Source organism: Caulobacter sp. Root487D2Y, from assembly GCF_001427165.1.
Taxonomy (GTDB): Bacteria; Pseudomonadota; Alphaproteobacteria; order Caulobacterales; family Caulobacteraceae; genus Caulobacter.
The window spans coordinates 1,188,793-1,211,930 of record NZ_LMFD01000010.1 but is presented as its reverse complement, the minus strand read 5'-3'; the positions used below and the strand labels follow the sequence as shown (position 1 = coordinate 1,211,930).

The window sequence follows — 23,138 nt, the reverse complement described above, 5'->3', positions numbered from 1 at the left end:
CCACGCGAGTCGACACACGCTGCGAGTCCCACTCATCCGCGAAGCAGGCTACTAAGGGTTCATGTCGGATAAGCGTCGGCCTTTGGGCCAGGATCTTCTATGGCGCGCGGAAGCGCTGGGTTTTGACCTCTTCATCGGGGTGGTGCGCCTGCTGGGCGTCGACGCCGCTTCGGCGTTCGGCGGTTGGCTGGGCCGCACCGTCGGTCCGCTGAGCGGCGCGCACAAGGTGGCGGCGCGCAATCTCACGCTGGCCTTTCCGGACAAGGACGAAGCCTGGCGGGCGGCCATGCTCAAGGCGCAATGGGACGGCCTGGGCCGCACCTTCGCCGAGTTCCCGCTGATGGACAAAATCCTGCCGTCCACGGGCCGGGTCGAGGTGGTCAATCAGCAGCGCCTGTTCCAGATCGCCGCCGACAAGGTTCCCGTGGTCTTCGTTTCGGGACACCTGTCGAACTGGGAGGTGATGCCCGCGGCCATCGTCGATTCCGGGGTCACCTGCGAGATGACCTATCGCGCGGCCAACAATCCGTATGTCGACGACCGCATCAAGGCCAGCCGCTTCCGCTACGGCGTGCGGCTGTTCGCCCCCAAGGGCGGCGACGGGGCGCGGGAGCTGCTCGAGGCCATGAAGCGCGGCGTTTCCGTGGCGCTGATGAACGATCAGAAGTTCAACACCGGCGTCGAGGGCCTATTCTTCGGCCATCCGGTGCGCACGGCGCCGGGACCCTCGCGCCTGGCGATCCGCTTTGGCACGGTGCTGCAGCCGATGTCGGTGCAGCGCACCAAGGGCGCGCGCTTCCGGGCGGTGGTCCACGATCCGATCGTTCTGCCCGACACCGGCGATCGCACCGCCGACATCGAGGCGGGCGTGAAGCTGGTCAACGCCTTCATGGAGGACCGCATCCGTGAGCGACCCGAGGAATGGTTCTGGGTCCATCGGCGCTGGCCGAACGAGGTCTACGCGGCGCTGGCGGCGGGCGAGGCCTAGAGCTCCAGCATCCGCTCGTGGCGGCGCCGGCGCGGACCGTCGTACTTCGGGTCGTCGCGACGACGCCGGCAGGGGCCGAAATAGTCGTCGGTGCGGATGAACGGCCGGGGCTTGAAGATCACCGCGTCGATGCGGTCCAGCAGCGAGCGGGCGGTGACCGGCTTGACGACGATCTCGGTGACCCCGGCGTCGCGGGCCTCGAGCACCCGGTGCCGTTCGGCGAAGCCGGTCAGCATGATGATCGGCAGGAACGGGTCCGGGCTGTCGGGCGAGCGGCGGACCAGCTGGGTGAACTGCACGCCGTCCAGGGGCGACATCCGGAAGTCGACGATGGCGATGTCGATCTGACGTTCGCGAACGACCTGCAGGGCTTCGGCGCCGTCCATGGCCTCGAACACGTGCCGCACGCCGACGCCCTTGAGGATCGTCGAGACGATCGCCCGCATGTGATGGTTGTCGTCCACCAGCAGAAATCGCAGCTGATCGAGCGTCGCGGACATGCGGGACTGGCCTCCATCACGACAAGGGGGATGGCGGGCATACTGTAGAGCTAACGGGCTGTCGATCCCCTTAGGGGGGAATCGGTCCAACAAATTTCGACCTAGGCGTGTGGTTGCGGTACCTCGACCATCAGGGAGGGGTCGAGGTTCCGGTCGCGCCACTTCATGCGCCAGCACAGGTGCGGACCGGTGGCGCGGCCCGCCTGGCCGACCGCGCCGATCAGCTGGCCCTGAGCCACCGCCTGGCCGGCGGCCACGTCGATGCGCGAGAGGTGCAGATAGGCGGTGATCAGGCCCTGGCCGTGGTCGATCAGGATCAGCCCGCCTTCGAAGTGCAGGCCGGTCTCGGCGAAGCTGACGACGCCGGCGGCCGGGGCCACGACCGGCGTCCCGACCGGGGCGGCCAGGTCGACGCCGTAGTGCGGGCGCTTGGCCTCGCCGTTCAGGATGCGCTGGCCGCCAAAGCTGGACGAGCGGCGCGTGGCCTGGACGGGCCAGATGAAGCCGGTGCGGAAGAAGTCGCCGTCCAGCCGGCTGGCGAAGCCGACGCTCTTGCGCGCCCCCTCGGCGGCGATGCGGGCCAGCAGGGCCGGATCGCTGGGCGAGACCTGGTCGGCGGCCAGGCCGTCGATGCGCTGGATGTCGAAGGTCCCCGGCGCGATGGTCGCCTGGTGGCTGGCCGAGCCGTCGGCGGTCTCGACCGTGATCAGGGCCGGGGGCGGGGCGTCGCGGTCGAAGCCGATCACGAACCAGCCGTCGGCCGAGGCCTGGGTGACCGGCGCGCCGTTCAGCAGCACGCTGGCGTGGGCCGCGGTGCGGCCCACGACCGCGCCGCCCTGCACGAAACGGCCAGACAGGGTCAGGCCCGGCGCGGCGGCGCGGGCGATGGTCGGGAAGCCTAGGGCGGCGGTCAGGCCGGCGAGCGCCCCCCGCCGGTTCAGCCCCGGCTCTCCCGCCAGCGCTTCAGGGCCTCGGCCGGACCCGCATAGGCTTCCTGCAACTCCGGGCTCCAGTAGCGCAGGTTCTCCAGCGACACCTTGGCGCCGGTGACCGCGCACAGCACGTAGTGGCCGGGGCTCATGATGGCGAACTCGCCGTCGCCATAATGCAGCACGGCCGGGCCGCCGGATTTGCCGAGATTGGGATCGAACGCGTTCATAGGACTCTTTTACGCCAGTTGAGGTCGGGGGAACAGGTGGGCGGCCCAGCGATGCTGAAGGACCGGATCAAAACAGGCTTCCCTGATCGGACGGCGGCGGCGGCGCTTTCGGCTTGGGCGCCGGACGCGGCGCGGCCCCAGCCTGGGATAAGGGGGCGGCGGGAGGGACGGGCGTCGATCCCTCGCCGTCGATCACCGCGTCGCGCTCGCCGGCCTTGAACTTTAGGCTGACGCGCTCGCCGCTGGTCAGCTCGGCGGCCGAGCGGGCGATCGACCCGTCAGCTCTGTGCACCAGGGCGAAGCCCAGCTCCAGCGGCCGCTCGGGATTGAGTGACACCCGCAGCTTGTCCAGGCTGACCAGACGGTCGGTGTCGCGCTCCAGCCGTCGCCGGACCACGGCGTTCAGCCGCTCCTGCAGCGCGGGCAGGCGAGCGTGCTGGGCCACGCGCTCGGGAACGCGACGGGCGGCCAGGTCCAGCCGCCGGCCCAGGTCCTCGACCCGGCGGCCGCAGTCGGCGCGCTGGCGGTGCAGGGTGTCGGGCGACAGGCGGGCGGTGACCTTCAGCAGGTCGCGGGCGTGGATGTCGGTGTTGCGCTGCAGGGCCGCGTCGAGACGGGCGGCGGTCTCCTTGAACCGGCGCTCGGCCGGGGCGGTCAGGTCGTCGAGGCGAGGCAGGCCGCGCACCGCCAGGTCCAGGCGCTGCTGGGCCAGGGCCAGCAGGTCGGCGGGGCGGGGCAGGCCGCGCGCGGCGCTGACCAGGCGGGTGCGCCGCTCCTCGATCGCCCGGCCGCCGCAGTTGTTCAGCCGGCGGTCGTAGTCGCTGACCAGGGCCCGCAGCTCGGCCAGCACCGGCGTGGCCATCTCGGCGGCGGCGGTGGGGGTGGGCGCGCGACGGTCGGAGACGAAGTCGATCAGGGTGGTGTCGGTCTCGTGGCCGACGGCCGAGATCAGCGGGATGGTTCCCTCGACCACGGCGCGGGCCAGGGCCTCGTCGTTGAAGGCCCACAGGTCCTCGACCGAGCCGCCGCCGCGGGCGACGATCAGGACGTCGGGACGCGGCACGGGACCACCGGGCGCGATGGCGTTGAAGCCTCGGATCGCGGCGCTGACCTGGCCGGCGGCGGCGTCGCCCTGCACCACGCAGGGCCAGACCAGCACCTGGCAGGGCCAGCGGTCGCGGATGCGGTGCAGGATGTCGCGGATCACCGCCCCGGTCGGGCTGGTGATCACCCCGACCACGGCCGGCATCGAGGGCAGGGGCCGCTTGCGCTCCGGGGCGAACAACCCCTCGGCGGCCAGCTTGGCCTTCAGCCGCTCCAGCTGGGCGAGCAGGGCGCCGACGCCGGCGGCCTCCATGGTCTCGATGACGATCTGGTAGCGCGACCCGGCCGGATAGGTGGTGATCTTGCCGGTGACGATGACCTCCAGCCCATGCTCGGGCCGGATCTGCAGTTGACGGACATTGCCCTTCCAGACCACGCCGTCGATGGCGGCCTTGTCGTCCTTGATGGTCAGGTAGACGTGGCCGTTGGAGTGGTGGGTGACCTTCGACAGTTCGCCGCGCAGCCGCACGAAGCTGTACCGGTCTTCCAGCGTGCGTTTCAGGGCGAAGGCCAGTTCCGAGACGGAATAGGCCTGAGCGTTGGAATCAGGGGCGACGGTGTCGGTCATGGGGTTCTAGATAGGACGGATTGGGGTGGCGTGTGAAATGGGTGGGCGTTCGTGCGGCGACCACTTGCCCCCGCGGACCGCTTCGCGGTCGTCTTCCCCCGGAGGGGGAAGAGGGGCCGTGCGCGCGTCCTCCGCCCCCTGTGGGGGCGGACAGACCGCGAAGCGGTCAGGTGGGGGCAAGTGTTCGCGGGCACAGCTTCGCAGGCTCACGCGATCTCTCGCTGAGGTGATGGAAAGGGACGCGGAGCGCCGGACACCGTCCGGAGTGTTTGAGTAGTAACCGTTTCGACGAAGCCCGATCGCTCCGCGCCATGAGCCCTGTTAGGGCCTCGCCGCCTTGAAGCCTCCGACGGGCGGGCCAGGTCAACGACACCCGGTCCCGGACCGCGAACGTGTCACCGTCCGCCTGCGGCGCCATCGACCCCCGCGCCCGACCGTTTTCGTGTTCCGGGCTCGGCGAGCATCTCGCGAACGCGAGGTTTGGTCTGGCCCTACACACGCGGACAGACCATCGATGACGCGACCCGCTCGATCGCCCCCCGCCGCCGCATCGGTCGCTGGCCATGCGCCCTTTCCCTGCGTCGAGGTGGGATCAGGATACGGGCGATCTGGAGGGTGAGGACCAAATCGGGTCGAGAAAGTTCAGGGCGTTGAAATCGCTGGGCTTCGTTCGCTATTCGCCGGGCGTACACGCCAAAAACCCCTCTCCCAGAGGGAGAGGGCGGGGCCCGCCGCGCAGCGGTGGGAGGGTGAGGGGGTACTGAGTTCGACGGCGCGCCGGCAGGGCCGTCGGAGCGAAACCGGATAGGGCGTCACCCCTCTCCCTCCCACGCCTGCGGCGCGGGTCCCTCCCTCTCCCCTCCGGGAGAGGGTGAAGGAAGGGCTGTCCCCCGACCGCTCCAAAACGCAAAAATCCCGGAGGGCCCCTCGACCGTCCGGGATCTTTTCCAGTTCTCGCCGTGAGGCCGAAACCCTGCAGCGCCTTCGTCCCGCGGATTTGGGGCGCGAGAATCTCTACCGCCGACCCGGCATCCCGCGTCCGGAAGCCCGCGCTTCCAGGAACGAGGGCGGCCCCACGGGCATGAGAACTAGATGTAGCGGCGCAGGGAGCGGGCCAGTTCGGTGGCGCCGGCCTTCTTCTTGGTCTGTTGCGGCTGGTAGGCGATGCGGGCGTGCTCGCCGCAATAGGGGCCTTCCGACGACCGGCGGCCGCAGAAGGTGAAGCCATCGGTCGACGGATCGCCGATCGGCCACTTGCACATGTGGGCGCCCAGGGTCAGCACGGTGGCCGAGCCCGGCTCCTCGGCGCGGAACGCCGGGACCGACGGCTGCTGGGCCACGCTCGGGAGAGCGGCCGGCTCGGCGGCGATCACCCGGCGCGGGGCCGAGGGCATGGTCGTGGCGGCCGGACGCGCCGGACGCGGCGCCTTGAAGGCCGGACGCGCCGGCTGCGAGGGGGCCGCGCGGCCCGACAGGCCGAGGCGGTGAACCTTGCCGATCACCGCGTTGCGCGTGACGCCGCCGAGCTGTTTGGCGATCTGGCTGGCCGAAAGGCCGTCCAGCCAAAGCTTCTTCAAGGTGGTGACCCGTTCGTCAGTCCAGCTCATTGACCCATCTCCGCCTAAAAAAGAGTCCGAAACGGGTTTCCCCGACTCGTCTCGGCCTCTACATGTGGTGTGCAGAGCGCCCCGCCGGCGCCTGACCTACCACATAGTGTAAAGAATGCGTTAAAACGCACAATAGGCTGTAAGGACTTCGTCCACAGGAACTATATATTGATTCTGCCGGAGCCCGCTTGCGCGGCGTCGGCGCCGGGCGCACATCCTGGGGCGGGGCAGCCGACGCGGCCGCCGGTTTCGGCGCCCGCCACGCTCCAAGTGTTTGATTTAGAACCTTTTTAAGTGCTTCAATCGCCCTTGAAGCCGTGGGGTTCAGGCGTTTCAGGATCCAAGGGCCCATGAAAGACGTGACGAACGCCGTCATCCCGCCGCAGCCGCGCGACTACCACGGCTGGAACTGGAGCGGGTTCTTCACTCTGTATCAGCGCGAGATCCGCCGCTTCTGGAAGGTCGGCACACAGACGGTCGCCGCCCCGGTGGTGACGACCCTGCTCTACATGCTGGTGTTCGTGGTCGCCGTGGGCGGCAGCCGGCCGGCGGTGGGCGGGGTGACCTTCGGCCATTTCGTGGCCCCCGGCCTGATCATGATGGCCATCCTCAACAACGCCTTCGCCAATTCGTCCTCGTCGCTGATCCAGGCCAAGATGATGGGCCTGACGCCCGACTTCCTGACGCCGCCCCTGACGCCGCTGGAGCAGGTCTCGGCGTTCGGCCTGGGCGCGGCGACGCGCGGCATCGTGGTCGGGGCGGTCACCGCCCTGGTGATCGGCGTGCTGCCGGGCGCGGGCCTGCAGATCGCCCACCCCTGGGCGATCGTCTATTTCGCGGTCGGCGCCTCGATCATCCTGGGCCTGGCCGGCGTGCTGGCGGGCCTGTGGGCCGAGAAGTTCGACCAGCTGGCGGCGGTGACCAACTTCCTGATCATGCCGATGACCTTCCTGTCGGGCACCTTCTACCTGGTCGACCGCCTGCCCGAGCCGTTCCGTTCGGCCAGCCATTTCAACCCGTTCTTCTATCTGATCGACGGCTTCCGCTACGGCTTCATCGGCCACGCCGACGGCTCGGTGACGATCGGAGTGGTGGTCACCGCGGTTCTGTCGGTGGGGATGTTCCTGTGGTGCTGGGCGCTGTTCCGGACCGGGTACCGGCTGAAGACCTGACGGCCGCCGCCTTCGACGTCCGAGGCTAGGGTATTTTCGCCCAGCCCTGGGGGGCTTGCCTGATGGCGGCCCGGCGGGCGCCTCCGCCAGGATGGGCGCATGCTCTGGAAAAGACCCCGAGGCGGCATGATCGCAAGGCTTCCGGTGGCCGTCGCCGTGATCGCCCTGGCGTGCGCCGCCGCGCCGCCCGACGGCAATCGCCTGGAGGGTAACCGGCTCGGGCGCTTCACGATCACCAAGACCGACCACCCTCCGGACGTGCTCGCGCGCCGAGACGGGTTGGTCCACGCCGCGCTGCTGACGAACACCGTGCTCGAGAAGGGCGACATCAAGGAGGTTCGGTCCTATCGCGATTTCTTGCGCAAGACGGCCCGGCTGAGCTCCAAGTTCGATCAACTGACGGCGGTCAACGACTATGTCGCCCAGCATGTCAGGGTCGTCGCCGACTCCAACCTCTACAAGGGTAACGACGTCTGGGCGCCGCCGATCAACACGCTGATCCTGGGCGGCGATTGCGAGGACATCGCCCTGTTGAAGAGCTGGGGGCTGAGATATATCGGGTTTCCTCCGAAGGACCTGTTTCTGGTCGTCGGCGTGAGCTCGAACGTCAAGCCGCCCGAGGGACATGCGGTCCTGGTCGCGCGTCTGCCGGACGGGACGTTCTTCATGCTCGACAACACCGACCGGCGCGTCGTGCCTTTCGGCCAGGTCACGTCGTTCGAGCCCGCCTACGCGGTCAACAGCCTGGGCTATTGGGACGTGGACGATCCGAACCGATCGTATGGCGATTTCTGGCGGCAGGCGTTCCAGACCTCGGCCGCCCGAAACGCCCGCTAGGCCGATGTTCGCGGGCCGCAAACCATCCGAGGGCGTGGCCTGAAGGCCATGGGACCGCAAACAGTGCGGCTCAGCCATCCCTGACACCCAAAATTCACGCCCGGTTTGTTGACAGGGCGGGCTTACGCGCCGACAACCCTTGGCCTTCCGGTCCCCGTGCTTTTGAGCACGGGGGCTTCTTTCCTTTTTGGGAGGCCGTCTTGAGCACGTCGACGTCGTCTAACCCCGCGCAACACCACATCATGGGCGTCTACAACCGCGCCCCGCTGGCGTTCGAGCGAGGCCGAGGCGCGCGCCTGTTCTCGACCGATGGCGAAGAGTATCTGGACTGCGTGGCCGGCATCGCCACCGACGGCCTGGGCCACGCCCACCCCGTGCTGGTCGAGGCGCTGAAGACCCAGGGCGAGAAGCTCTGGCACGTCTCCAACATCTACCGGATCCCCGAGCAGGAAGCGCTGGCCGACAAGCTGTGCGCCAACAGCTTCGCCGACGTGGTGTTCTTCACCAATTCGGGCACCGAGGCGATCGAGTGCGCGCTGAAGACCGCCCGCAAGTATCATACGGCCAACGGCCAGCCGGAGCGGGTCGAGATCTTCGGGTTCGACGGTTCGTTCCACGGCCGCTCGTACGCGGCGGTCAACGCCTCGGGCAATCCCAGCTATGTCGAGGGCTTCGGCCCGCGCCTGCCGGGCTACACCCAGCTGACCTTCGGCGACGCCGACGCGATCAAGGCGGCCTGCGCCTCGCCGACCACGGCGGCGATCATCATCGAGCCGGTGCAGGGCGAAGGCGGCGCCCGCGCGCTGACCGAGGCCCAGCTGAACGAACTGCGCCAGCTGACCCGCGATAACGGCGTGCTGCTGATCTATGACGAGGTGCAATGCGGCATGGGCCGGACCGGCAAGCTGTTCGCCTACGAGTGGGCCAGCGACGCCGCGCCGGACATCATGTGCGTGGCGAAAGCCCTGGGCGGCGGCTTCCCGGTCGGCGCGTGCCTGGCCACCGCCGCGGCGGCCAAGGGCATGACCGTGGGCGTCCACGGCTCGACCTTCGGCGGCAACCCCCTGGCCATGGCCGTGGGCAAGGCGGCGTTCGACACGATCAACACGCCCGAGATCCTCGACAACGTGAAGACCGTGGCCGGCTACTTCACCCAGCAGCTGAACGGCCTGAAGGACCGCTTCCCGGACGTCATCGTCGACATCCGCGGCAAGGGCTTCCTGATCGGCATCAAGCTGATCCCGAACAATCGCGATTTCATGGTCCTGGCCCGCGACGAGAAGCTGCTGATCGCCGGCGGCGGCGACAACTGCGTGCGCCTGCTGCCGCCGCTGAACCTGACGATCGAGGAAGCGTCCGAGGCCATCGCCAAGCTCGAAAAGGCCTGCGAGGCCGCCCGGGCCAAGGCGGGCGCCTAAGCCGCTCGACCCGACCTATTGAACCGCTCGTTCCGGCTTACGCCGGGGCGGGCGGGCAGGGGGATTTGCAATGACACAGCCCAGACACTTCATCGACCTGTGGAAGCTGGACGGCCCCACGCTGCGCGCCATGCTGGAAGACGCCAAGGCCCGCAAGGCCGCCCGCGTCGGCTGGGGGAAGGGCCGCGTCGACGCCGACGCGCCGGCCAAGGACCGCGTGCTGGCGATGATCTTCCAGAAGAACTCGACCCGCACCCGTTTCTCGTTCGACGCGGCGATCCGCCAACTGGGCGGCAGCGGCATCATCTCGACCGCGGCCGACATGCAGCTGGGTCGGGGCGAGACCATCGAGGACACCGCCAAGGTGCTGTCGCGGATGGTCGACGCGGTGATGATCCGCGCCAACAGCCACGCCGACGTCGAGCGCTTCGCCCAGGTCTCGACCGTGCCGGTGATCAACGGCCTGACCGACAAGAGCCACCCGTGCCAGATCATGGCCGACCTGCTGACCATCGAGGAGCATCGCGGCGACGTCGGCGGCAAGACCATCGCCTGGGTCGGCGACGGCAACAATGTCTGCTCCAGCTTCATCCACGCCGCGCCGCTGCTGGGCTTCAAGCTGAACATCGCCTGCCCGGCGATCTATCACCCCGACCTGGTGGACCTGGCCCGCGCCCAGGAGCTGCGGGCCCAGATCACCCTGACCGACGACCCCAGGGCGGCCGTGCGCGGCGCCGACGTGGTGGTGGCCGACACCTGGGTGTCGATGGGCGACACCGACCATGACGAGCGCCTGACCGCGCTGGAGCCCTATCAGGTCGACGACGCCCTGATGGACCTGTCGGCCCCCGACGGCGTTTTCCTGCACTGCCTGCCGGCCCACCGCGGCGAGGAGGTCACCGACAGCGTGCTGGACGGCCCGCGCTCGCTGGCCTGGGACGAGGCGGAGAACCGCATCCACGCCCAGAAGTCGGTGCTGGCCTGGTGCTTCGGGGCGATCGGCTGACGCACGGGACAGGGAGACCGGCCGATGGCCAAGATCGAGTTCAACAAGCAGAAGCGCGACGCCTTGCTCGACAAGCTGACGCGCTATCTGGACCGCGAGCTCGACTGCGAGGCCAGCCCCCTGCAGGTCGGGTTCCTGCTGGACTTCATCTCCGAGCAGATGGGGCCGTACTACTACAATCAGGGCGTCCAGGACGCCCAGCAGCTGTTCCGCGACAAGCTGGAAGACGCCGTCTACGAGATCGAGAAGCCGTTCGTGGATTGAGGGGATGGTGGCTCACCCACTTGCCCCCACCTGACCGCTTCGCGGTCTGTCCGCCCCATGGGGGGGCGGAGGACGAGCGCGGCTCCTCTTCCCCCTCCGGGGGAAGACGGTCGCGAAGCGACCCGTAGGGGGCAAGTGATCGCCGCACCCCCCTCGCATTTTCCCCGCAAGCGACTATCTAGCCTCCCCATGACCGACATCGCCGCCCAGACCGCCCTCGGGGACGCCCCCGACGACCTCGTTTCCGCTTTCCAGATCGAAGGCCTGCCCGTGCGCGGCCGGGCCGTGCGCCTGGGCGCGGCGGTCGACGAGGTGCTGACCCGCCACGACTATCCCGAGCCCGTCGCCAACCTGCTGGGCGAGGCCTGCGCCCTGGCCGCCCTGGTCGGCTCCAGCCTGAAGTTCGAGGGCCGGCTGATCGTCCAGGCCCAGGGCGACGGCCCGGTGCGCTATGTCGTGGTCGACTACGACACCACCGGGGCCCTGCGCGGCTATTGCCGGTTCGATCCCGACGAGGTGGCCAAGGTCTCGCAGGGCTTCGTGCGCCCGGGCGCCCGCACCCTGCTGGGCGGCGGCGCCTTCATGATGACCGTCGACCAGGGGCCGGACATGGACCGCTACCAGGGCATCACCCCGATCGAGGGCGAGACCCTGGCCCTGTGCGCCGAGCAGTACTTCGCCCAGTCCGAACAGACCCCGACCCGGGTGCGCCTGGCCGTCGGCCAGGTCGATACGGGCGAGGGGCCGACCTGGCGCGCCGGCGGCATCCTGATCCAGGCGATCGCCGGCGACGAGACGCGCGGCGAGACCGAGGAGGCCTGGACCCACGTCCGCGCCCTGTTCGAGACCACCGGCGAGGACGAGCTGATCGACCCCACCGTGCCGACCACGCTGCTGCTGTGGCGGCTGTTCAACGAGGACGGCGTGCGCCTGCTCGAGGAAAAGCCCCTGCGCGCCTTCTGCCGCTGCTCGGAAGACCGCATCGGCGCGATGCTGGGTTCGTTCACGGCCGAGGAAATCGCCGACATGATCGAGCCCGACGGCAAGATCCACGTGACGTGCGAGTACTGCTCGCGGGCCTATGCGCTGGAGCCGACGGCGGCGGGCTGAAGCGGGCGGCCTTACCGGCCCAGCGCGATGGCGCGGAACTTCGAACTCGCGCGATAGAAGACAGCGGGCTGGGCGTTGTCGCGAAGCAGGGCGTGGTTGTAGATCGTGTAGGTTTTCAACGCGCCCCGTCCGAAACCGACGCGCAGCCGGCCCGTGACCAGTCCGCTGACCGCGCCGGGCGGCTGGAACGGCTGGGTCCATGCGACCTCGCCCGCCAGCGCGGCGGCCGATCGCTGGGGCAGGGGCCTGCCCGTGACGTCGAACGCGGCGGAGGCGGTCACCAGGGCGCCGCGCGCGGCCACCAAGCTGGGCAAGAACTGGGGCGGCGCGATGGGTCTGGGCGGTGTGACCGGCGTGGCGACCTGCCATTGAGAGCCGGACTCGAGCGTGAAGTTCCCACGGGAGTCGCAATAGATCAGCCCGGTCGGACCGAAGACGTTCGTGTTCATGACCTTGGCCAGGGCGTAGAGCAGCTGCGCGCCCTCGACGCCGGCCCCAATCTCGACGCCATAGAGATAGAGCCCGCTGAACCGCCCGCTCAGGGGCTGGAGGAGCGGCGCCCAGACGTTCTGGTTGTCGAGGCCGATGTACTGCTTATCCGTACCCAGCGATCCGCCGGCGCCGGTGGCGATGACGCCCATGCTCCCATGCCCGACCAGTGAAGCCGTGGTCGGTGACGACGTCCTTGTCGCGCACGCCAGGAGATTGGCGGCGGCGGCCTGGATGTTCGAGTGGGCGCCGGCGGTCGGCGTGCCAGCGCGGGCGTTGTCCAGATAGCCGTCGGGCGTGGTGGCGTCGATCGACACGCAGCCGGACAGGGGCGCGGTCAGGGTAGGCGGGGTCATGGCGATCTCCGAGGTTGCCGCGGGCGCGTTGGGTCAGACGTAGGCGACTGAAAAATCGCCCTCGGCGTTCTCGGTGACAGTGGCCGTCGTCTGCGATCGATCCGTGAAATCGACCGTGGCGAGGTTCACGTCCTTGGGCGGAACGATCACCTGGCCTGGCGCATACTCGCCTTCCTCGACGATGAAACGAGGAGGCTCGTGGTCGGCGTCCTCGACGGTGTAGGTGAAGCTGTCCCAGTCGCCGTCGGTGACGTTCTCTAAGGTGGCCCAAACGTTGGTGTAGACCGGAACCTGGCCGCCTGACGCCGTCGCGGGCGCCTGGAAGACGACATAGCTCTTGTTCGAGCCGCTCTGATTGAGCACCTGGATCGTGTAGGTCGTCGACATTCGCGGTTCCCCCGCGATCGCCATTTCAGTGACCTGACCGTCGATATCGAGCGTCGCCTTGGCCGGCGCCGCCTGGCCGGGCAGCAGGCGGTGGACGATGGTGGCCGTCGTCCCGCGTTGGCCGCCGACCTCGTGGACCACCGGTTCGCCGACCGCCAGAGGCTGGCCCGCGGCGTCGACCACGGCGACCTTCACCGCGGTCGGGTCCAGTCGGGGCGAGCCGTCCCTGCGGGCGATCAGCACATGAACCTCGGAAACGCCGCTGGCGAGATTTGCGCTCTGGCGCACGCCGACCAGCCGGTCGCTGGACTGGAAGCCCTGGGGCTCGTCCGGCATCAGGGGCCGCGGCGCGACGGTCTGGCCGCTCACCGTCCAGGTGTGGGAGGCCAGCGTCACGCCGGCGGCCGTGTCGACCAGCGAGCCCTGGAATCGCAGGTCAATGACGTAGGTGTTGCCGGGCGCCATGTTCCTGAACCCAGGTTGGTCATACATCGCGAACTGCGGGCCCGTCGCCTGGTCCGGGCTGTAGCGGCTCGAAGCGGTGGGCGGGCAGGCCCTGTGGCCGTAGGCCGAGCACCCGGGGGGCGGGCATCCGTCCTCCCGCAAGACGTCCGGCGACATGAGCGTGGATTCGCAAAGACGGTGGGCCACGACCGTGCCGTCGACCGAGAACCGCCCCATGATCAGCTGGCGATATTCGCCGTTCGCGCAACCGCCGCCGGCGCTGTTGGTGAAGGCGGCGACAACGTTGAAGGGCGCGACGAAGTTGTCGCCCTGAAGGGTCGGGGCCAGATTGCCGACGGGGGTGACGAACGACGAATAGCCGAGCGTCGTGGCGGCGGCGACCGACAGCGCGCCGTCGAAGCCGTGGACGATGGTGGTCGGCGCCGTCGGGCTGGCCGAGAAGTCGATATGAGGTCCGGCCTGGGCGTCGCCGGCGTCGACCGCCAGACGGAACCGGCCCGGCGCGGCGCCGGGCGGAGCCTGGAACAGCAGGGCGCAAAGCTTGCCGAGCAGACTGGGCGTCCTGGGCGCCGGCGGTGTGAAGCTCACCTCGGCCGCGCCGCCCGCCGCGATCGTCTGGCGCACGCTCCAACCCGCCTGGACGGCGGCGCCCGTCGGTGGGGCTTGAAACGCGACATAGGTCTTCGTCTGGTCGCTGCTGTTCAGGATCTTGATGGTGTAGGTGGCCACAACTCTTCCCCCGTCTGGCGGCAGGGTCTCGCAATCGGCCGAGCTTCGCAACCGAAAGGCGCGGTCTCGCCATCCACCATCCTGAGCGGCGATCTGGCGGGGAAGGAAGGCGGCCTAGTTGTAGCGCCGCGCCGCGCCCGGCAGGTGCAACGAGAACTCCGGGATCTCGGCGTCGAACACCTCGCCGGCCTCGGTCATCATCTGGAAGTGGCCGCTCATGGTCCCCGACGCGGTCGGCAGCGGGCAGTTGGAGACATAGCGGAACGCCTCGCGCGGCCGCAGTTCCGGCTGCTCGCCGACCACGCCCGAGCCCTCGACCGCGCTGACCCGGTTGAGGCCGTCGGTGATCGTCCAGGATCGGGCGACCAGTTGCACGGTCTCGACGCCGTGGTTCTCGATCTCGACCGTGTAGCCCCACATCCACAGCCCTTCCTCGGGCGCGGACTCTTCGGGCTGGTAGACCGGCGCGACGCGCACGACGACGTCGCGCGTGCGCGCTTCATAGATGCCCGCATCGGCGCCGCGCCGGCGGCGGATCCGCTTCAGGGGCGGGGAGGATTCACGCCTGATCGAGCGCACGGGTCACGTCTCGGGTCAGATCCGCGAGGCTTTCCAGCCCGACCGACAGGCGCACGCCGCCCTCGACCACGCCCAGCGACGGACGCATCTCTTCGGGCACCGAGCGGTGGGTGGTGGTCGGCGGGTGGGTGGCCATCGACTTGGCGTCGCCCAGATTGTTGGAGATGTCGACGATCTCCAGCGCATTGAGGAACTTGAACGCCGCCTCGCGCGAGCCCAGGTCCAGGGCCAGCACCGTGCCGCCGCCGCTCATCTGCGACTTGGCGATGTTGTGGCCCGGATGGTCGGCGCGGAACGGGTAGAGCACCTGCTTGACCGCCTTGTGCTCGGCCACGATGTCGGCCAGGGCCGCGGCGGTGTCGTTCTGGCGGCGCACGCGCAGGTCCAGGGTCTCCAGGCCCTTGACCAGGACCCAGGCGTTGAACGGCGACAGCGACGGGCCGGTGTGGCGCAGGGGGTCGCGGTAGAATTCCTCGTTGATCGCCTCGGTGGTCAGGATCGCCCCGCCCAGCACCCGGCCCTGGCCGTCGATGTGTTTGGTGGCCGAATAGACCACGATGTCGGCGCCCAGCGTCAGCGGCTGCTGGAAGATCGGGGTGGCGAAGACGTTGTCGACGATGACCTTGGCGCCGACCGCGTGGGCCATTTCCGACACCGCGCGGATGTCGGTGATCTCCAGCACGGGATTTGACGGGGTCTCGATCAGCACCGCCTTGGTGTTGGGGCGGATCGCCGCCTCCCAGGCCTTGGGATCGGTGGCGTCGACGAAGGTCGTCTCCACGCCGAAGCGTGGCAGCCATTCGGCGATCAGCCAGCGGCACGAACCGAACAGGGCGCGGCCGGCCACCACGTGGTCGCCGGCCCGGACCAGACCCATCAGGGCCATGTGGACCGAGGCCATGCCGGTGGCCTGGGCGCGGCACACCTCCGCGCCCTCCAGGAGCGCCAGGCGGTCCTCGAACATCTTCACGGTCGGATTGTTGAACCGCGAATAGACGAAGCCCGGGTCCTCGCCGGAGAACCGGCGGTCGGCGCCCTCGGCGCTGTCATAGGTGAAGCCCTGGGTCAGGTAGAGGGCCTCGGCGGTCTCCATGTACTGCGAGCGCGCCAGACCGCCGCGGATCAGCTTGGTCGCGACGTCCCAGTCTTTTGGATTCTCGGCCACGGCCACCTCGCTGACACTCGAAAAGGGCGCGCATGAAAGGTACAGGGCGGGGGTGGGTCAAGCCAACAATTGTCCTACGTGACAAAGGTTTCCTGCGGCAGAGCTCTGGTGGAACCGCGCGGACGTGGTTAACCTCCCGCGCGAGAACTCAAGGTCGGGGGCCCGTTGGGAGATTTCCATGACGCTGACGCTCGTTTTCCGTGTCTTCGCCGCTTTGCTCGCCATCTTCGGCGCGCTGAACATCCTGCTGCTGATCCTGTCGGACCGGGTGGTGGCGTTCTTTCCGGTGCAGTTCCACGCGGTCAACACCCTGACCGAGGCCACGGCCCTGTTCGGGGTGGGGGCGGGCGTCTACCTGCTGGCCAGCGCGCAGAGCGCCAAGAAAGCCCACCACTAGAAAAGCTCGCCGAGAGATCGGGGGAAACGCGGTGACCGCTTGCTTCGGCGCGATGCTTTAGCGAGTGTCGCCCCGATGACCGACGCCCATGCCGCGGGGATTCTGCCCTGCCAATCCATCGAGGACCTGATCGCGCAAGAGGCGATCACCTCCCAAACCCCGTTCGACACCGACCAGGTGCAGCCGGCCAGCCTCGACCTGCGCCTGGGCGCGCGGTGCTGGCGGGTGCGCGCCTCGTTCCTGCCCGGCGTGGCCCGCCGCGTGCCCGAGCGTCTGAAGGACGTGGCGATGCACGAGCTGGACCTGACCAAGGGCGCGGTGCTGGAGAAGGGCTGCGTCTACATCGCCGAGATCCAGGAGCGCCTGGCCCTGCCGGGCAATATCGCCGCGCGGGGCAACCCCAAGAGCTCGACCGGACGGGTCGACGTCTTCGTCCGTCTGCTGAGCGATCACTCCAAGGCCTTCGACGACATCGAGGCCGGCTATGAGGGGCCGCTCTATATCGAGATCGCGCCGCAGACCTTCTCGGTGCTGGTGCGGTCCGGCACGCGGCTGAACCAGCTGCGCCTCAAGCGCGGCGAGCCGGCCAAGCTGGCGATCAAGAGCGTCGGGGTCGACCTGACCTCGGGCGTCGTCGGCTTCCGCGGCCGTCGCCATGCCGGGGTCGTCGACCTGGACCACGAGGACGGCCACGATCCGCGCGACTTTTGGGAGCCGCTGGAGACCCGCCACGGCGAACTGCTGCTGGATCCGGGCGAGTTCTACATCCTGGCCTCGAAGGAGGACATCCAGATCCCGGTGCTGGAAGCCGCCGAGATGACCCCGATCGATCCGTCGGTCGGCGAGTTCCGGGTGCACTACGCCGGCTTCTTCGACCCTGGCTTCGGCACCGAGGAGGCCGGGGCGGTCGGCTCCAAGGGCGTGCTCGAGGTGCGCAGCCACGAGACGCCCTTCCTGCTGGAGGACGGCCAGATCGTCGCCCGGCTGGTCTACGAGCCCCTGACCGCGCGGCCCGAGCGGCTCTATGGCGAGGGCGGGTCGCACTACCAGCGCCAGGGGCTGAAATTGTCCAAGCATTTCAAGGCGTGGCGTTAGGTCGCAACGACCGGCGCTTCCCCGATTAACCGGTGTCTTCGTACGCTGGGCTCCTGTTGAGTCCGGGCGTCAGGGGGCGTTGTGTCGAGCTTGGGTGCGTATCGAAGGGCGTTGGCGGCCTGTCTGGCGACGGGCCTGACGGTCTGCGCCCTGGCTTGCGCCTCGGCCGCGTACGCCGCCCCCGCCATGTGGGAAGTGCGCGACCACGACACCCGCATCTATCTGTTCGGCGCCATGCACGTGCTGCAGCCGAACGTGAAGTGGCGCACCCGGGCCTTCGACCGCGCCTACGCCCAGGCCGATAAGGTCTGGTTCGAGACCCGGGCCGACGCCGATCCGGCCGAGGTCCAGGCCCTGGTCGACCGCTATGGCGTGGATCCCGAACGTCCGCTGAGCGAAAAACTGCCGCCGCGCACGGTCGCCGCGCTGAAGGCGGCGCTGGAGCGGGACGGCGGCTCGCTGGACCGCGTCGACCGCCTGCGTCCCTGGGCGGCGGCGATGATGCTGTCGGTGCTGCCGATGACCCAGAAGGGCGCTTCGGTGCGGGCCGGGGCCGACGCCGCGGTCACCCGCCAGGCCCGCGCCGCCGACAAGCCGATCGCCACCTTCGAGACCCTGGAGCAGCAGATCCAGCTGTTCGCCGCCCTGCCCGAGGCGGTCGAGGTGCAGTACCTGGACGACGTGGCGTCCGAGACCCTGTCGCCGCCGCGCAACGGCGTGGCCCTGCAGGCGGCCTGGCTGCACGGGGACATGGCCAAGCTTGGCCCGCTGGTGGTCGATGTGATGAAGCGCGACCGGCCGGCGCTGTACGACGCCCTGCTCAAGCGGCGCAACGAGGCGTGGGCGCAGGCGCTGGTCGCCGAGATGGCCAGGCCCGGCGTCGAGCTGGTCGCGGTCGGCGCCCTGCACATGGCGGGCGAGGACGGCCTGCCGGCCCTGATGGCGGCGCGCGGGTTCCAGGTCCGGCGGGTGCAGTAATGTCTTTCCTTCTCCCCTTGCGGGAGAAGGTGGCCTCGCGAAGCGAGGTCGGATGAGGGGTCTATCAAACCTTTCACTCCATGCTCTTGCGGCGACGTCCAACGCCGTGCGACCCCTCATCCGCCAGCTTCGCTGACACCTTCTCCCGCAAGGGGAGAAGGGAGGGGGATGAATGACGATCGATCCAACCTGGCTGGCCGCGTTCCTGCGCGAGGAGAACCTGCCCGCCGACTTCGCCGCCGAGATCGAACGGCTGCACGCGCCCCTGGCCGCCCGGATCGCGGCCGTGGCCATGGGGCCGGCCTTCGTGGTCGGGATCTGCGGGCCGCAGGGCTCGGGCAAGTCGACGACCGTCCGCGTCGTGGCCGCGCTGCTGGCGGCGCGGGGGCTGAGGGTGGCGACCCTGTCGCTGGACGACCTCTACCTGCCGCGCGCCGACCGCGAGGCCCTGGCCCGCGACGTCCATCCGCTGCTGCGCACGCGCGGCGTTCCGGGAACCCACGACGTCGCCCTGGGCCTGGCGGTGCTGGGCGGCCTGGCCGGGGCGGGCGAGACGGCGCTGCCGCGCTTCGACAAGGCGAGCGACGACCGAGCGGCTATCGAGACCTGGCCGCTGGTCGCCGGTCCCGTCGATGTCGTGCTGTTCGAGGGCTGGTGCGTCGGGGCCCGTCCCGAGCCGCCCGAGGCGCTGGCCGCGCCGGTCAACGCCCTGGAGCGCGAACGCGATCCGGACGGGACCTGGCGGACCCATGTCAACGCCGCCCTGGCCGGACCCTACCGCGCCCTGTTCGCCCGCCTCGACCTGCTGGTGCTGTTCACCGCGCCCGATTTCGAGACCGTGCTGACCTGGCGGCGCGAGCAGGAGGCCAAGCTGCGGCGGCGGCTGGCCGAAGCCGGGCAGGGGGCGGGCCTGGCCATGAGCGAGGAGGAGGTCGCCGTCTTCGTCCAGCACTACGAGCGCCTGACCCGCCACATCCTGCGCGAAATGCCCGCCCGCGCCGACCTCATAGTGGCGCTGGACAAGGACCGCCGTTCGTCGATCACCTGACGGGGCGCCGGGTCGGCCATTCGGTCGCGCGGCACGGCGTCGCACTAGATGTGGTGTGGCCCCATTTCCACCTCCACCAATGCTAGTTTCGCTTTGTCGGCGAAACGACTCACCGAGTCGCTGGCGCAGTGGAGCTTTTGGATCATGAACGCACTCTTCGGCGGGCCCTATTCGACCCACGCCAAGCGCGTCTCGATCTGGAACCGGGCCGCCCCGATCCCGGGTTGCGACAAGGCGATCTGGCGCTGCGACGACCAGGGACGGATCATCCGCTGGTCCGACTACGACGACCGCTTCTCGCGCTACGGCTGGACGATACTGCGGGAGCGCCGTGAAGGCCGGCTGGCCCAAACCCTTCGTCCCTCCGCGGCCAAACCTGTTCATGTCAGCCAGGCCGACCGGTTCGACGCCGCGCCCCTGCACAAGGCCGCCTGACAAGGCGCTATGTCGCCTCTCCTTGATTTTTTGACAAGCTCGCTTGACACGACCTCGCCGATATAAGACAAGCGTCCTTGTCAACAAGACGAGGAGCCTTGTCATGTACAACGAATTTGAAGACCGGATCGCCAAGGCCGCCCTGGCCGGATCCACGGCCGCCGGCGGCGTCGCGATCGCCGTCTTCCTGCTGACCGGCGAGGTGGCGCTGAACGCCGCGGCCTCGACCCTGGACCTGGTGTTCGCGCCGCCCTCGCTGGCAATGGGCGTCCTGCTGGCCGCCGGCCTGCTCAAGCTGGCTGCTCGCCGGTTGAGCTGGTCGCGGAGCTAGACCATGGCCAAGAAGAAGATGAGTCCGGCCATGCGGCGCTACCTGATCCGGTTCTTCCCGGCCATGACCGCCTATATGGGCGTGCTGTACGCCTCGCTGTGGTGGATCCGCCACCAGGCGCCGGAAGGCCCGCTGCTCTGGGCCCTGGGCATCGCGCCCGCCCTGCCGGTCATCGCGGTGATCGTCATCATGGGCCTGTACCTGGCCGAGGAGCAGGACGAGTTCGTGCGCTCCACCCTGGTCCAGGCGATGCTTTGGGGCATGGGCGTCACCCTGGCCGGCTGCACCGCCTGGGGTTTCCTGGAGAACGTCGACCTCCTGCCGCACGTGCCGCTCTACCTGGTCTTCCCGCTCTTCTGCTGCTCGATGGGCCTGGCCCAACCTCTGGTGCGCTGGAGGTATCGGTGAAGAACCGCCTCAAGGTCCTGCGGGCCGAGCGTGACTGGAGCCAGGCCGACCTGGCCGACCGGCTGGAGGTCTCGCGCCAGACCGTCAACGCCCTGGAGACGGGCAAGTACGACCCCAGCCTGCCCCTGGCCTTCAAGCTGGCCCGCCTGTTCGGCCTGCCGATCGAGACCATCTTCCAGGACGAAACCTGACCTCACGCGGCCGGCGCGATGTCGGCCGCCAGGTGATCGTCACCGCATCCGATCCACCGACAACCACCTCCGCCAAACCAACCATCCATCCGTCGGCGCGCCGCCGAAGCCTTCCGCGCGCCCGTAGCCAAGGAGCTCCGATCATGATCTGCCGTCGTCCTTCCTTTCACCTGATGGTCGTCCTGCTGGCCATCCTGGCCGCCATCGGCGTGTTCGGCCCCGTCCACGCCGCCTCGGTCGCCGTCCCGTCGGCCGCCGCGCCCCGCTTCACCGTCGAGGTGACGGGGCAGGGGCCCGACGTGATCCTGATCCCGGGTCTGGCCTCGTCGGCCGCGGTCTGGGACGACACCGTAAAGCAACTGAAGGGCCGCTACCGGCTGCACGTGATCCAGATCGCCGGGTTCGCCGGCGCGCCGGTCGGGGCCAACGCCGAGGGGCCGGTCATCCAGCCGTCGGTCGACGCCCTGGACAGCTACATCAAGTCCGCCCAGCTGAAGTCGCCGGCCGTGATCGGCCACTCGATGGGCGGCCTGATGGGCCTGATGCTGGCCCGCCAGCACCCCGAGGACGTGGGCCGCCTGATGGTCGTCGACAGCCTGCCCTTCTACGCCGTGCTGTTCTCGCCCGCCGCCACGGTCGAGAGCGTCAAGCCCCAGGCCGCCGCGATGCGCGACATGGCCGAGAATTCGCCGCCCGAGGCCTGGGCCGCCGGCCAGGCCCGGACCATGACCCGCCTGGTCAAGTCGCCGACCGGCCTGAAGTCGGCCACCGAAGCGTCCGTCGCCTCCAATCCCTCGGTGACCGGCCGCGCGCTCTATGACGATCTGACCACCGACCTGCGCGGCGAGATCGCCGCGATCAAGACCCCGACGGTGATGCTCTATCCCTGGGACGAGACGACCGGCGCGCCCCAGTCGGCCTACGACGCCCTCTACACCGGCGCCTACGCCCCGATGACCTCGGCCAAGGTCAAGCGCATCGACGGTTCGCTGCACTTCATCATGCTGGACCAGCCGGCCGCCTTCGCCGCCGAGGTGGAGAGCTTCCTGCGCTAGAGCATTTTCAAGCGAAGCGGATTCCGGTTCGCGTGAAGAAAATGCGTCAAGACAAGGAGCTAGAGCCCCGGCCTGATGCAATCAGGTCGGGAGAGGCTCCAGGTTGGCTTGCCAGGGCCGGGGCCGGACCGGAACAGTGGCGGCATGATGATTCTGCTCGGTCGCGTCCGCCGCTTCGCCCTCGCCCTCATCGCCTTCGCGGCGATGGGGGCGAGCCCCGTTCTGGCCGAGCCCGCCCTGTGGGCGATCAAGGACAAGGATTCGACCATCTATCTGTTCGGCACGGTCCACGTGCTGCGGCCGACGACCCAGTGGCGCTCGCCCAGGATCGCCAAGGCCTTCCAGGACGCCGATGACCTGGTCATGGAGATCGAGCAGCCGGAGGACGCGGCGACGACGCGGGCCCTGATGCTAAAATACGGCGTGGATCCGACCTCGCCCCTGTCGAGCAAGCTCAAGCCGGAGTCCTACGCCAAGCTGCGGGCCGCCGCCCAGGGCATGGGCTTTCCGCCCCAGGCCCTGGATGTCATGCGGCCCTGGCTGGCGGCGCTGACGGTGTCGCTGACCCCGCTGACGCGGGCGGGCTACGACCCCGAGAGCGGCGTCGAGAGGCTGCTGAGCGCCCAGGCCAAGGCCGCGGGCAAGCCGATCTCGGCCTTCGAGACCATGGAGCAGCAGGTGCGCTTCTTCGCCGACATGACGCCGGCCCAGGAGACCCAGCTGCTGGAATCCACCCTGGACGAGATCGACGACGGCCCGGCCAAGATCGACGCCCTGGTCACCGCCTGGGCGGCGGGCGACCAAGGTGAGCTGAGGCGCCAGATGGTCGACGAGATGCGGAGCGACTATCCCGACGTCTACAAGCTGCTGCTGGTCGACCGGAACAAGGATTGGGCCAGGCAACTGAAGACCAAGCTGGCCGGCTCGGGCGTCAGCTTCGTGGCGGTCGGCGCGGGGCACCTGGCGGGGCCGGACAGCCTGCAGGTCCAGCTGAAGGCGTTGGGAATCAAGGCCAAGCCGGTGGAGTAGGGGCTCGCGCGAGCCGTGGTTCCGACCCGCGCCGAGAGGCCCGAACCACCGCTTCGGGGCCGGTCCACAGGCGTCGTCGACGCATGGCCTTGAGAAGACAAGCCAGACCGGCTAGACGAACTCAGCGCTTGGACGGCGCGACTTTCTCCGTCCAACGCGGGCGTAGCTCAGAGGTAGAGCGTCTGCTTCCCAAGCAGAATGTCGTGGGTTCGATTCCCATCGCCCGCTCCAGACGCACCGCGTCTCTCACCTGGAAATTGCAGCACTG

General features: G+C 69.1%; 26 protein-coding genes, 1 tRNA gene and 1 pseudogene. 18 read left to right on the top strand and 10 right to left on the bottom strand.

The window, feature by feature from the left end; genetic code table 11:
* The first annotated feature begins 61 nt into the window (after positions 1–61).
* A complete protein-coding gene (locus ASD38_RS15435) occupies positions 62–988 on the top strand; it encodes a lysophospholipid acyltransferase family protein (protein ID WP_056445270.1) in 927 nt (308 codons plus the stop codon).
* Here the strand turns inward: ASD38_RS15435 and ASD38_RS15430 are convergent.
* The 6 genes and pseudogenes from ASD38_RS15430 to gcrA all read right to left on the bottom strand — a co-directional run bounded on the left by ASD38_RS15430 (position 985) and on the right by gcrA (position 5,926).
* Positions 985–1,488 carry a response regulator gene (locus ASD38_RS15430; protein WP_056445267.1) on the bottom strand — a complete coding sequence of 168 codons (504 nt, stop codon included), beginning with the start codon at positions 1,486–1,488 and terminating at the stop codon, positions 985–987. The two genes, ASD38_RS15435 and ASD38_RS15430, sit on opposite strands and share 4 nt — an antisense overlap.
* Positions 1,489–1,589: 101 nt before the next feature.
* Positions 1,590–2,312, bottom strand: a complete 723-nt coding sequence (locus ASD38_RS15425) for a M23 family metallopeptidase (protein ID WP_235523843.1) — start codon at positions 2,310–2,312, stop codon at positions 1,590–1,592.
* A 113-nt stretch (positions 2,313–2,425) separates the two neighbouring features.
* A complete protein-coding gene (locus ASD38_RS15420) occupies positions 2,426–2,647 on the bottom strand; it encodes a DUF2093 domain-containing protein (RefSeq protein WP_056445260.1) in 222 nt (73 codons plus the stop codon).
* Positions 2,648–2,714: 67 nt separating this feature from the next.
* Entirely contained in the window at positions 2,715–4,319 is a 1,605-nt protein-coding gene (xseA, locus tag ASD38_RS15415; protein ID WP_056445257.1) for an exodeoxyribonuclease VII large subunit, read from the bottom strand.
* Between the two features lie 522 nt (positions 4,320–4,841).
* A pseudogene (locus tag ASD38_RS25135) lies at positions 4,842–4,915 on the bottom strand (hypothetical protein); the annotation flags it as partial.
* A 492-nt stretch (positions 4,916–5,407) separates the two neighbouring features.
* Positions 5,408–5,926 (bottom strand): cell cycle sigma 70 cofactor GcrA, encoded by a 519-nt coding sequence (gene gcrA, locus ASD38_RS15410; RefSeq protein WP_056445254.1) that lies wholly within the window; start codon positions 5,924–5,926, stop codon positions 5,408–5,410.
* A 350-nt stretch (positions 5,927–6,276) separates the two neighbouring features.
* Here gcrA and ASD38_RS15405 point away from each other — a divergent pair, with 350 nt between their 5' ends.
* From ASD38_RS15405 to ASD38_RS15380, 6 genes are all read left to right on the top strand, one after another.
* A complete protein-coding gene (locus ASD38_RS15405; protein WP_056461151.1) occupies positions 6,277–7,098 on the top strand; it encodes an ABC transporter permease in 822 nt (273 codons plus the stop codon).
* Between the two features lie 126 nt (positions 7,099–7,224).
* Positions 7,225–7,935 carry a transglutaminase-like cysteine peptidase gene (locus ASD38_RS15400; protein WP_056445248.1) on the top strand — a complete coding sequence of 237 codons (711 nt, stop codon included), beginning with the start codon at positions 7,225–7,227 and terminating at the stop codon, positions 7,933–7,935.
* Between the two features lie 200 nt (positions 7,936–8,135).
* A complete protein-coding gene (locus ASD38_RS15395) occupies positions 8,136–9,353 on the top strand; it encodes an aspartate aminotransferase family protein (RefSeq protein WP_082560759.1) in 1,218 nt (405 codons plus the stop codon).
* Between the two features lie 70 nt (positions 9,354–9,423).
* Entirely contained in the window at positions 9,424–10,359 is a 936-nt protein-coding gene (gene argF, locus ASD38_RS15390) for an ornithine carbamoyltransferase (protein ID WP_056461145.1), read from the top strand.
* Positions 10,360–10,383: 24 nt separating this feature from the next.
* The gene (locus ASD38_RS15385; protein WP_056445239.1) at positions 10,384–10,623 is read left to right on the top strand and encodes a DUF2164 domain-containing protein; all 240 of its coding nucleotides are present in this window, start codon (positions 10,384–10,386) and stop codon (positions 10,621–10,623) included.
* A 189-nt stretch (positions 10,624–10,812) separates the two neighbouring features.
* Positions 10,813–11,733 carry an Hsp33 family molecular chaperone gene (locus tag ASD38_RS15380; RefSeq protein WP_056445236.1) on the top strand — a complete coding sequence of 307 codons (921 nt, stop codon included), beginning with the start codon at positions 10,813–10,815 and terminating at the stop codon, positions 11,731–11,733.
* 11 nt (positions 11,734–11,744) lie between these two features.
* On the opposite strand, the gene ASD38_RS15375 is transcribed toward ASD38_RS15380, so the two are convergent.
* The 4 genes from ASD38_RS15375 to metZ form a co-directional block, all read right to left on the bottom strand.
* Positions 11,745–12,578 (bottom strand): hypothetical protein, encoded by an 834-nt coding sequence (locus ASD38_RS15375; RefSeq protein WP_056445233.1) that lies wholly within the window; start codon positions 12,576–12,578, stop codon positions 11,745–11,747.
* 33 nt (positions 12,579–12,611) lie between these two features.
* A complete protein-coding gene (locus tag ASD38_RS24650; protein ID WP_056461142.1) occupies positions 12,612–14,159 on the bottom strand; it encodes a hypothetical protein in 1,548 nt (515 codons plus the stop codon).
* A 114-nt stretch (positions 14,160–14,273) separates the two neighbouring features.
* Positions 14,274–14,738, bottom strand: a complete 465-nt coding sequence (apaG, locus tag ASD38_RS15365; RefSeq protein ID WP_056445228.1) for a Co2+/Mg2+ efflux protein ApaG — start codon at positions 14,736–14,738, stop codon at positions 14,274–14,276.
* The gene (gene metZ / locus ASD38_RS15360; RefSeq protein ID WP_056446212.1) at positions 14,719–15,903 is read right to left on the bottom strand and encodes an O-succinylhomoserine sulfhydrylase; all 1,185 of its coding nucleotides are present in this window, start codon (positions 15,901–15,903) and stop codon (positions 14,719–14,721) included. Before metZ ends, apaG begins: the two co-directional genes overlap by 20 nt.
* Positions 15,904–16,081: 178 nt before the next feature.
* Here metZ and ASD38_RS15355 point away from each other — a divergent pair, with 178 nt between their 5' ends.
* The 11 genes from ASD38_RS15355 (at position 16,082) to ASD38_RS15305 (ending at position 23,101) form a co-directional block, all read left to right on the top strand.
* Complete coding sequence (locus ASD38_RS15355) at positions 16,082–16,300, top strand: hypothetical protein (RefSeq protein ID WP_056445226.1); 219 nt, start codon at positions 16,082–16,084, stop codon at positions 16,298–16,300.
* Between the two features lie 75 nt (positions 16,301–16,375).
* Positions 16,376–17,395, top strand: a complete 1,020-nt coding sequence (locus ASD38_RS15350; protein WP_056445224.1) for a 2'-deoxycytidine 5'-triphosphate deaminase — start codon at positions 16,376–16,378, stop codon at positions 17,393–17,395.
* A 111-nt stretch (positions 17,396–17,506) separates the two neighbouring features.
* Positions 17,507–18,373 (top strand): TraB/GumN family protein, encoded by an 867-nt coding sequence (locus ASD38_RS15345; RefSeq protein WP_056461139.1) that lies wholly within the window; start codon positions 17,507–17,509, stop codon positions 18,371–18,373.
* A gap of 172 nt (positions 18,374–18,545) precedes the next feature.
* Positions 18,546–19,421 carry a kinase gene (locus ASD38_RS15340; protein ID WP_056461137.1) on the top strand — a complete coding sequence of 292 codons (876 nt, stop codon included), beginning with the start codon at positions 18,546–18,548 and terminating at the stop codon, positions 19,419–19,421.
* 144 nt (positions 19,422–19,565) lie between these two features.
* On the top strand, positions 19,566–19,856 hold the full coding sequence (locus ASD38_RS15335; protein WP_056445215.1) for a hypothetical protein: 291 nt from the start codon (positions 19,566–19,568) through the stop codon (positions 19,854–19,856).
* Positions 19,857–19,959: 103 nt separating this feature from the next.
* Positions 19,960–20,187, top strand: coding sequence for a hypothetical protein (locus ASD38_RS15330; protein ID WP_056461134.1), 228 nt, complete (start codon positions 19,960–19,962; stop codon positions 20,185–20,187).
* A gap of 3 nt (positions 20,188–20,190) precedes the next feature.
* Positions 20,191–20,595 (top strand): hypothetical protein, encoded by a 405-nt coding sequence (locus ASD38_RS15325; RefSeq protein WP_056461132.1) that lies wholly within the window; start codon positions 20,191–20,193, stop codon positions 20,593–20,595.
* On the top strand, positions 20,592–20,786 hold the full coding sequence (locus ASD38_RS15320) for a helix-turn-helix transcriptional regulator (protein ID WP_056461129.1): 195 nt from the start codon (positions 20,592–20,594) through the stop codon (positions 20,784–20,786). The genes ASD38_RS15325 and ASD38_RS15320 overlap by 4 nt, the downstream gene beginning before the upstream one ends.
* A 143-nt stretch (positions 20,787–20,929) precedes the next feature.
* Positions 20,930–21,841, top strand: coding sequence for an alpha/beta fold hydrolase (locus ASD38_RS15315; RefSeq protein WP_056461126.1), 912 nt, complete (start codon positions 20,930–20,932; stop codon positions 21,839–21,841).
* Between the two features lie 144 nt (positions 21,842–21,985).
* A complete protein-coding gene (locus ASD38_RS15310; RefSeq protein WP_056445201.1) occupies positions 21,986–22,870 on the top strand; it encodes a TraB/GumN family protein in 885 nt (294 codons plus the stop codon).
* A 156-nt stretch (positions 22,871–23,026) separates the two neighbouring features.
* Positions 23,027–23,101: transfer RNA gene (locus ASD38_RS15305), tRNA-Gly, on the top strand.
* The last annotated feature ends 37 nt before the right edge of the window (positions 23,102–23,138 follow it).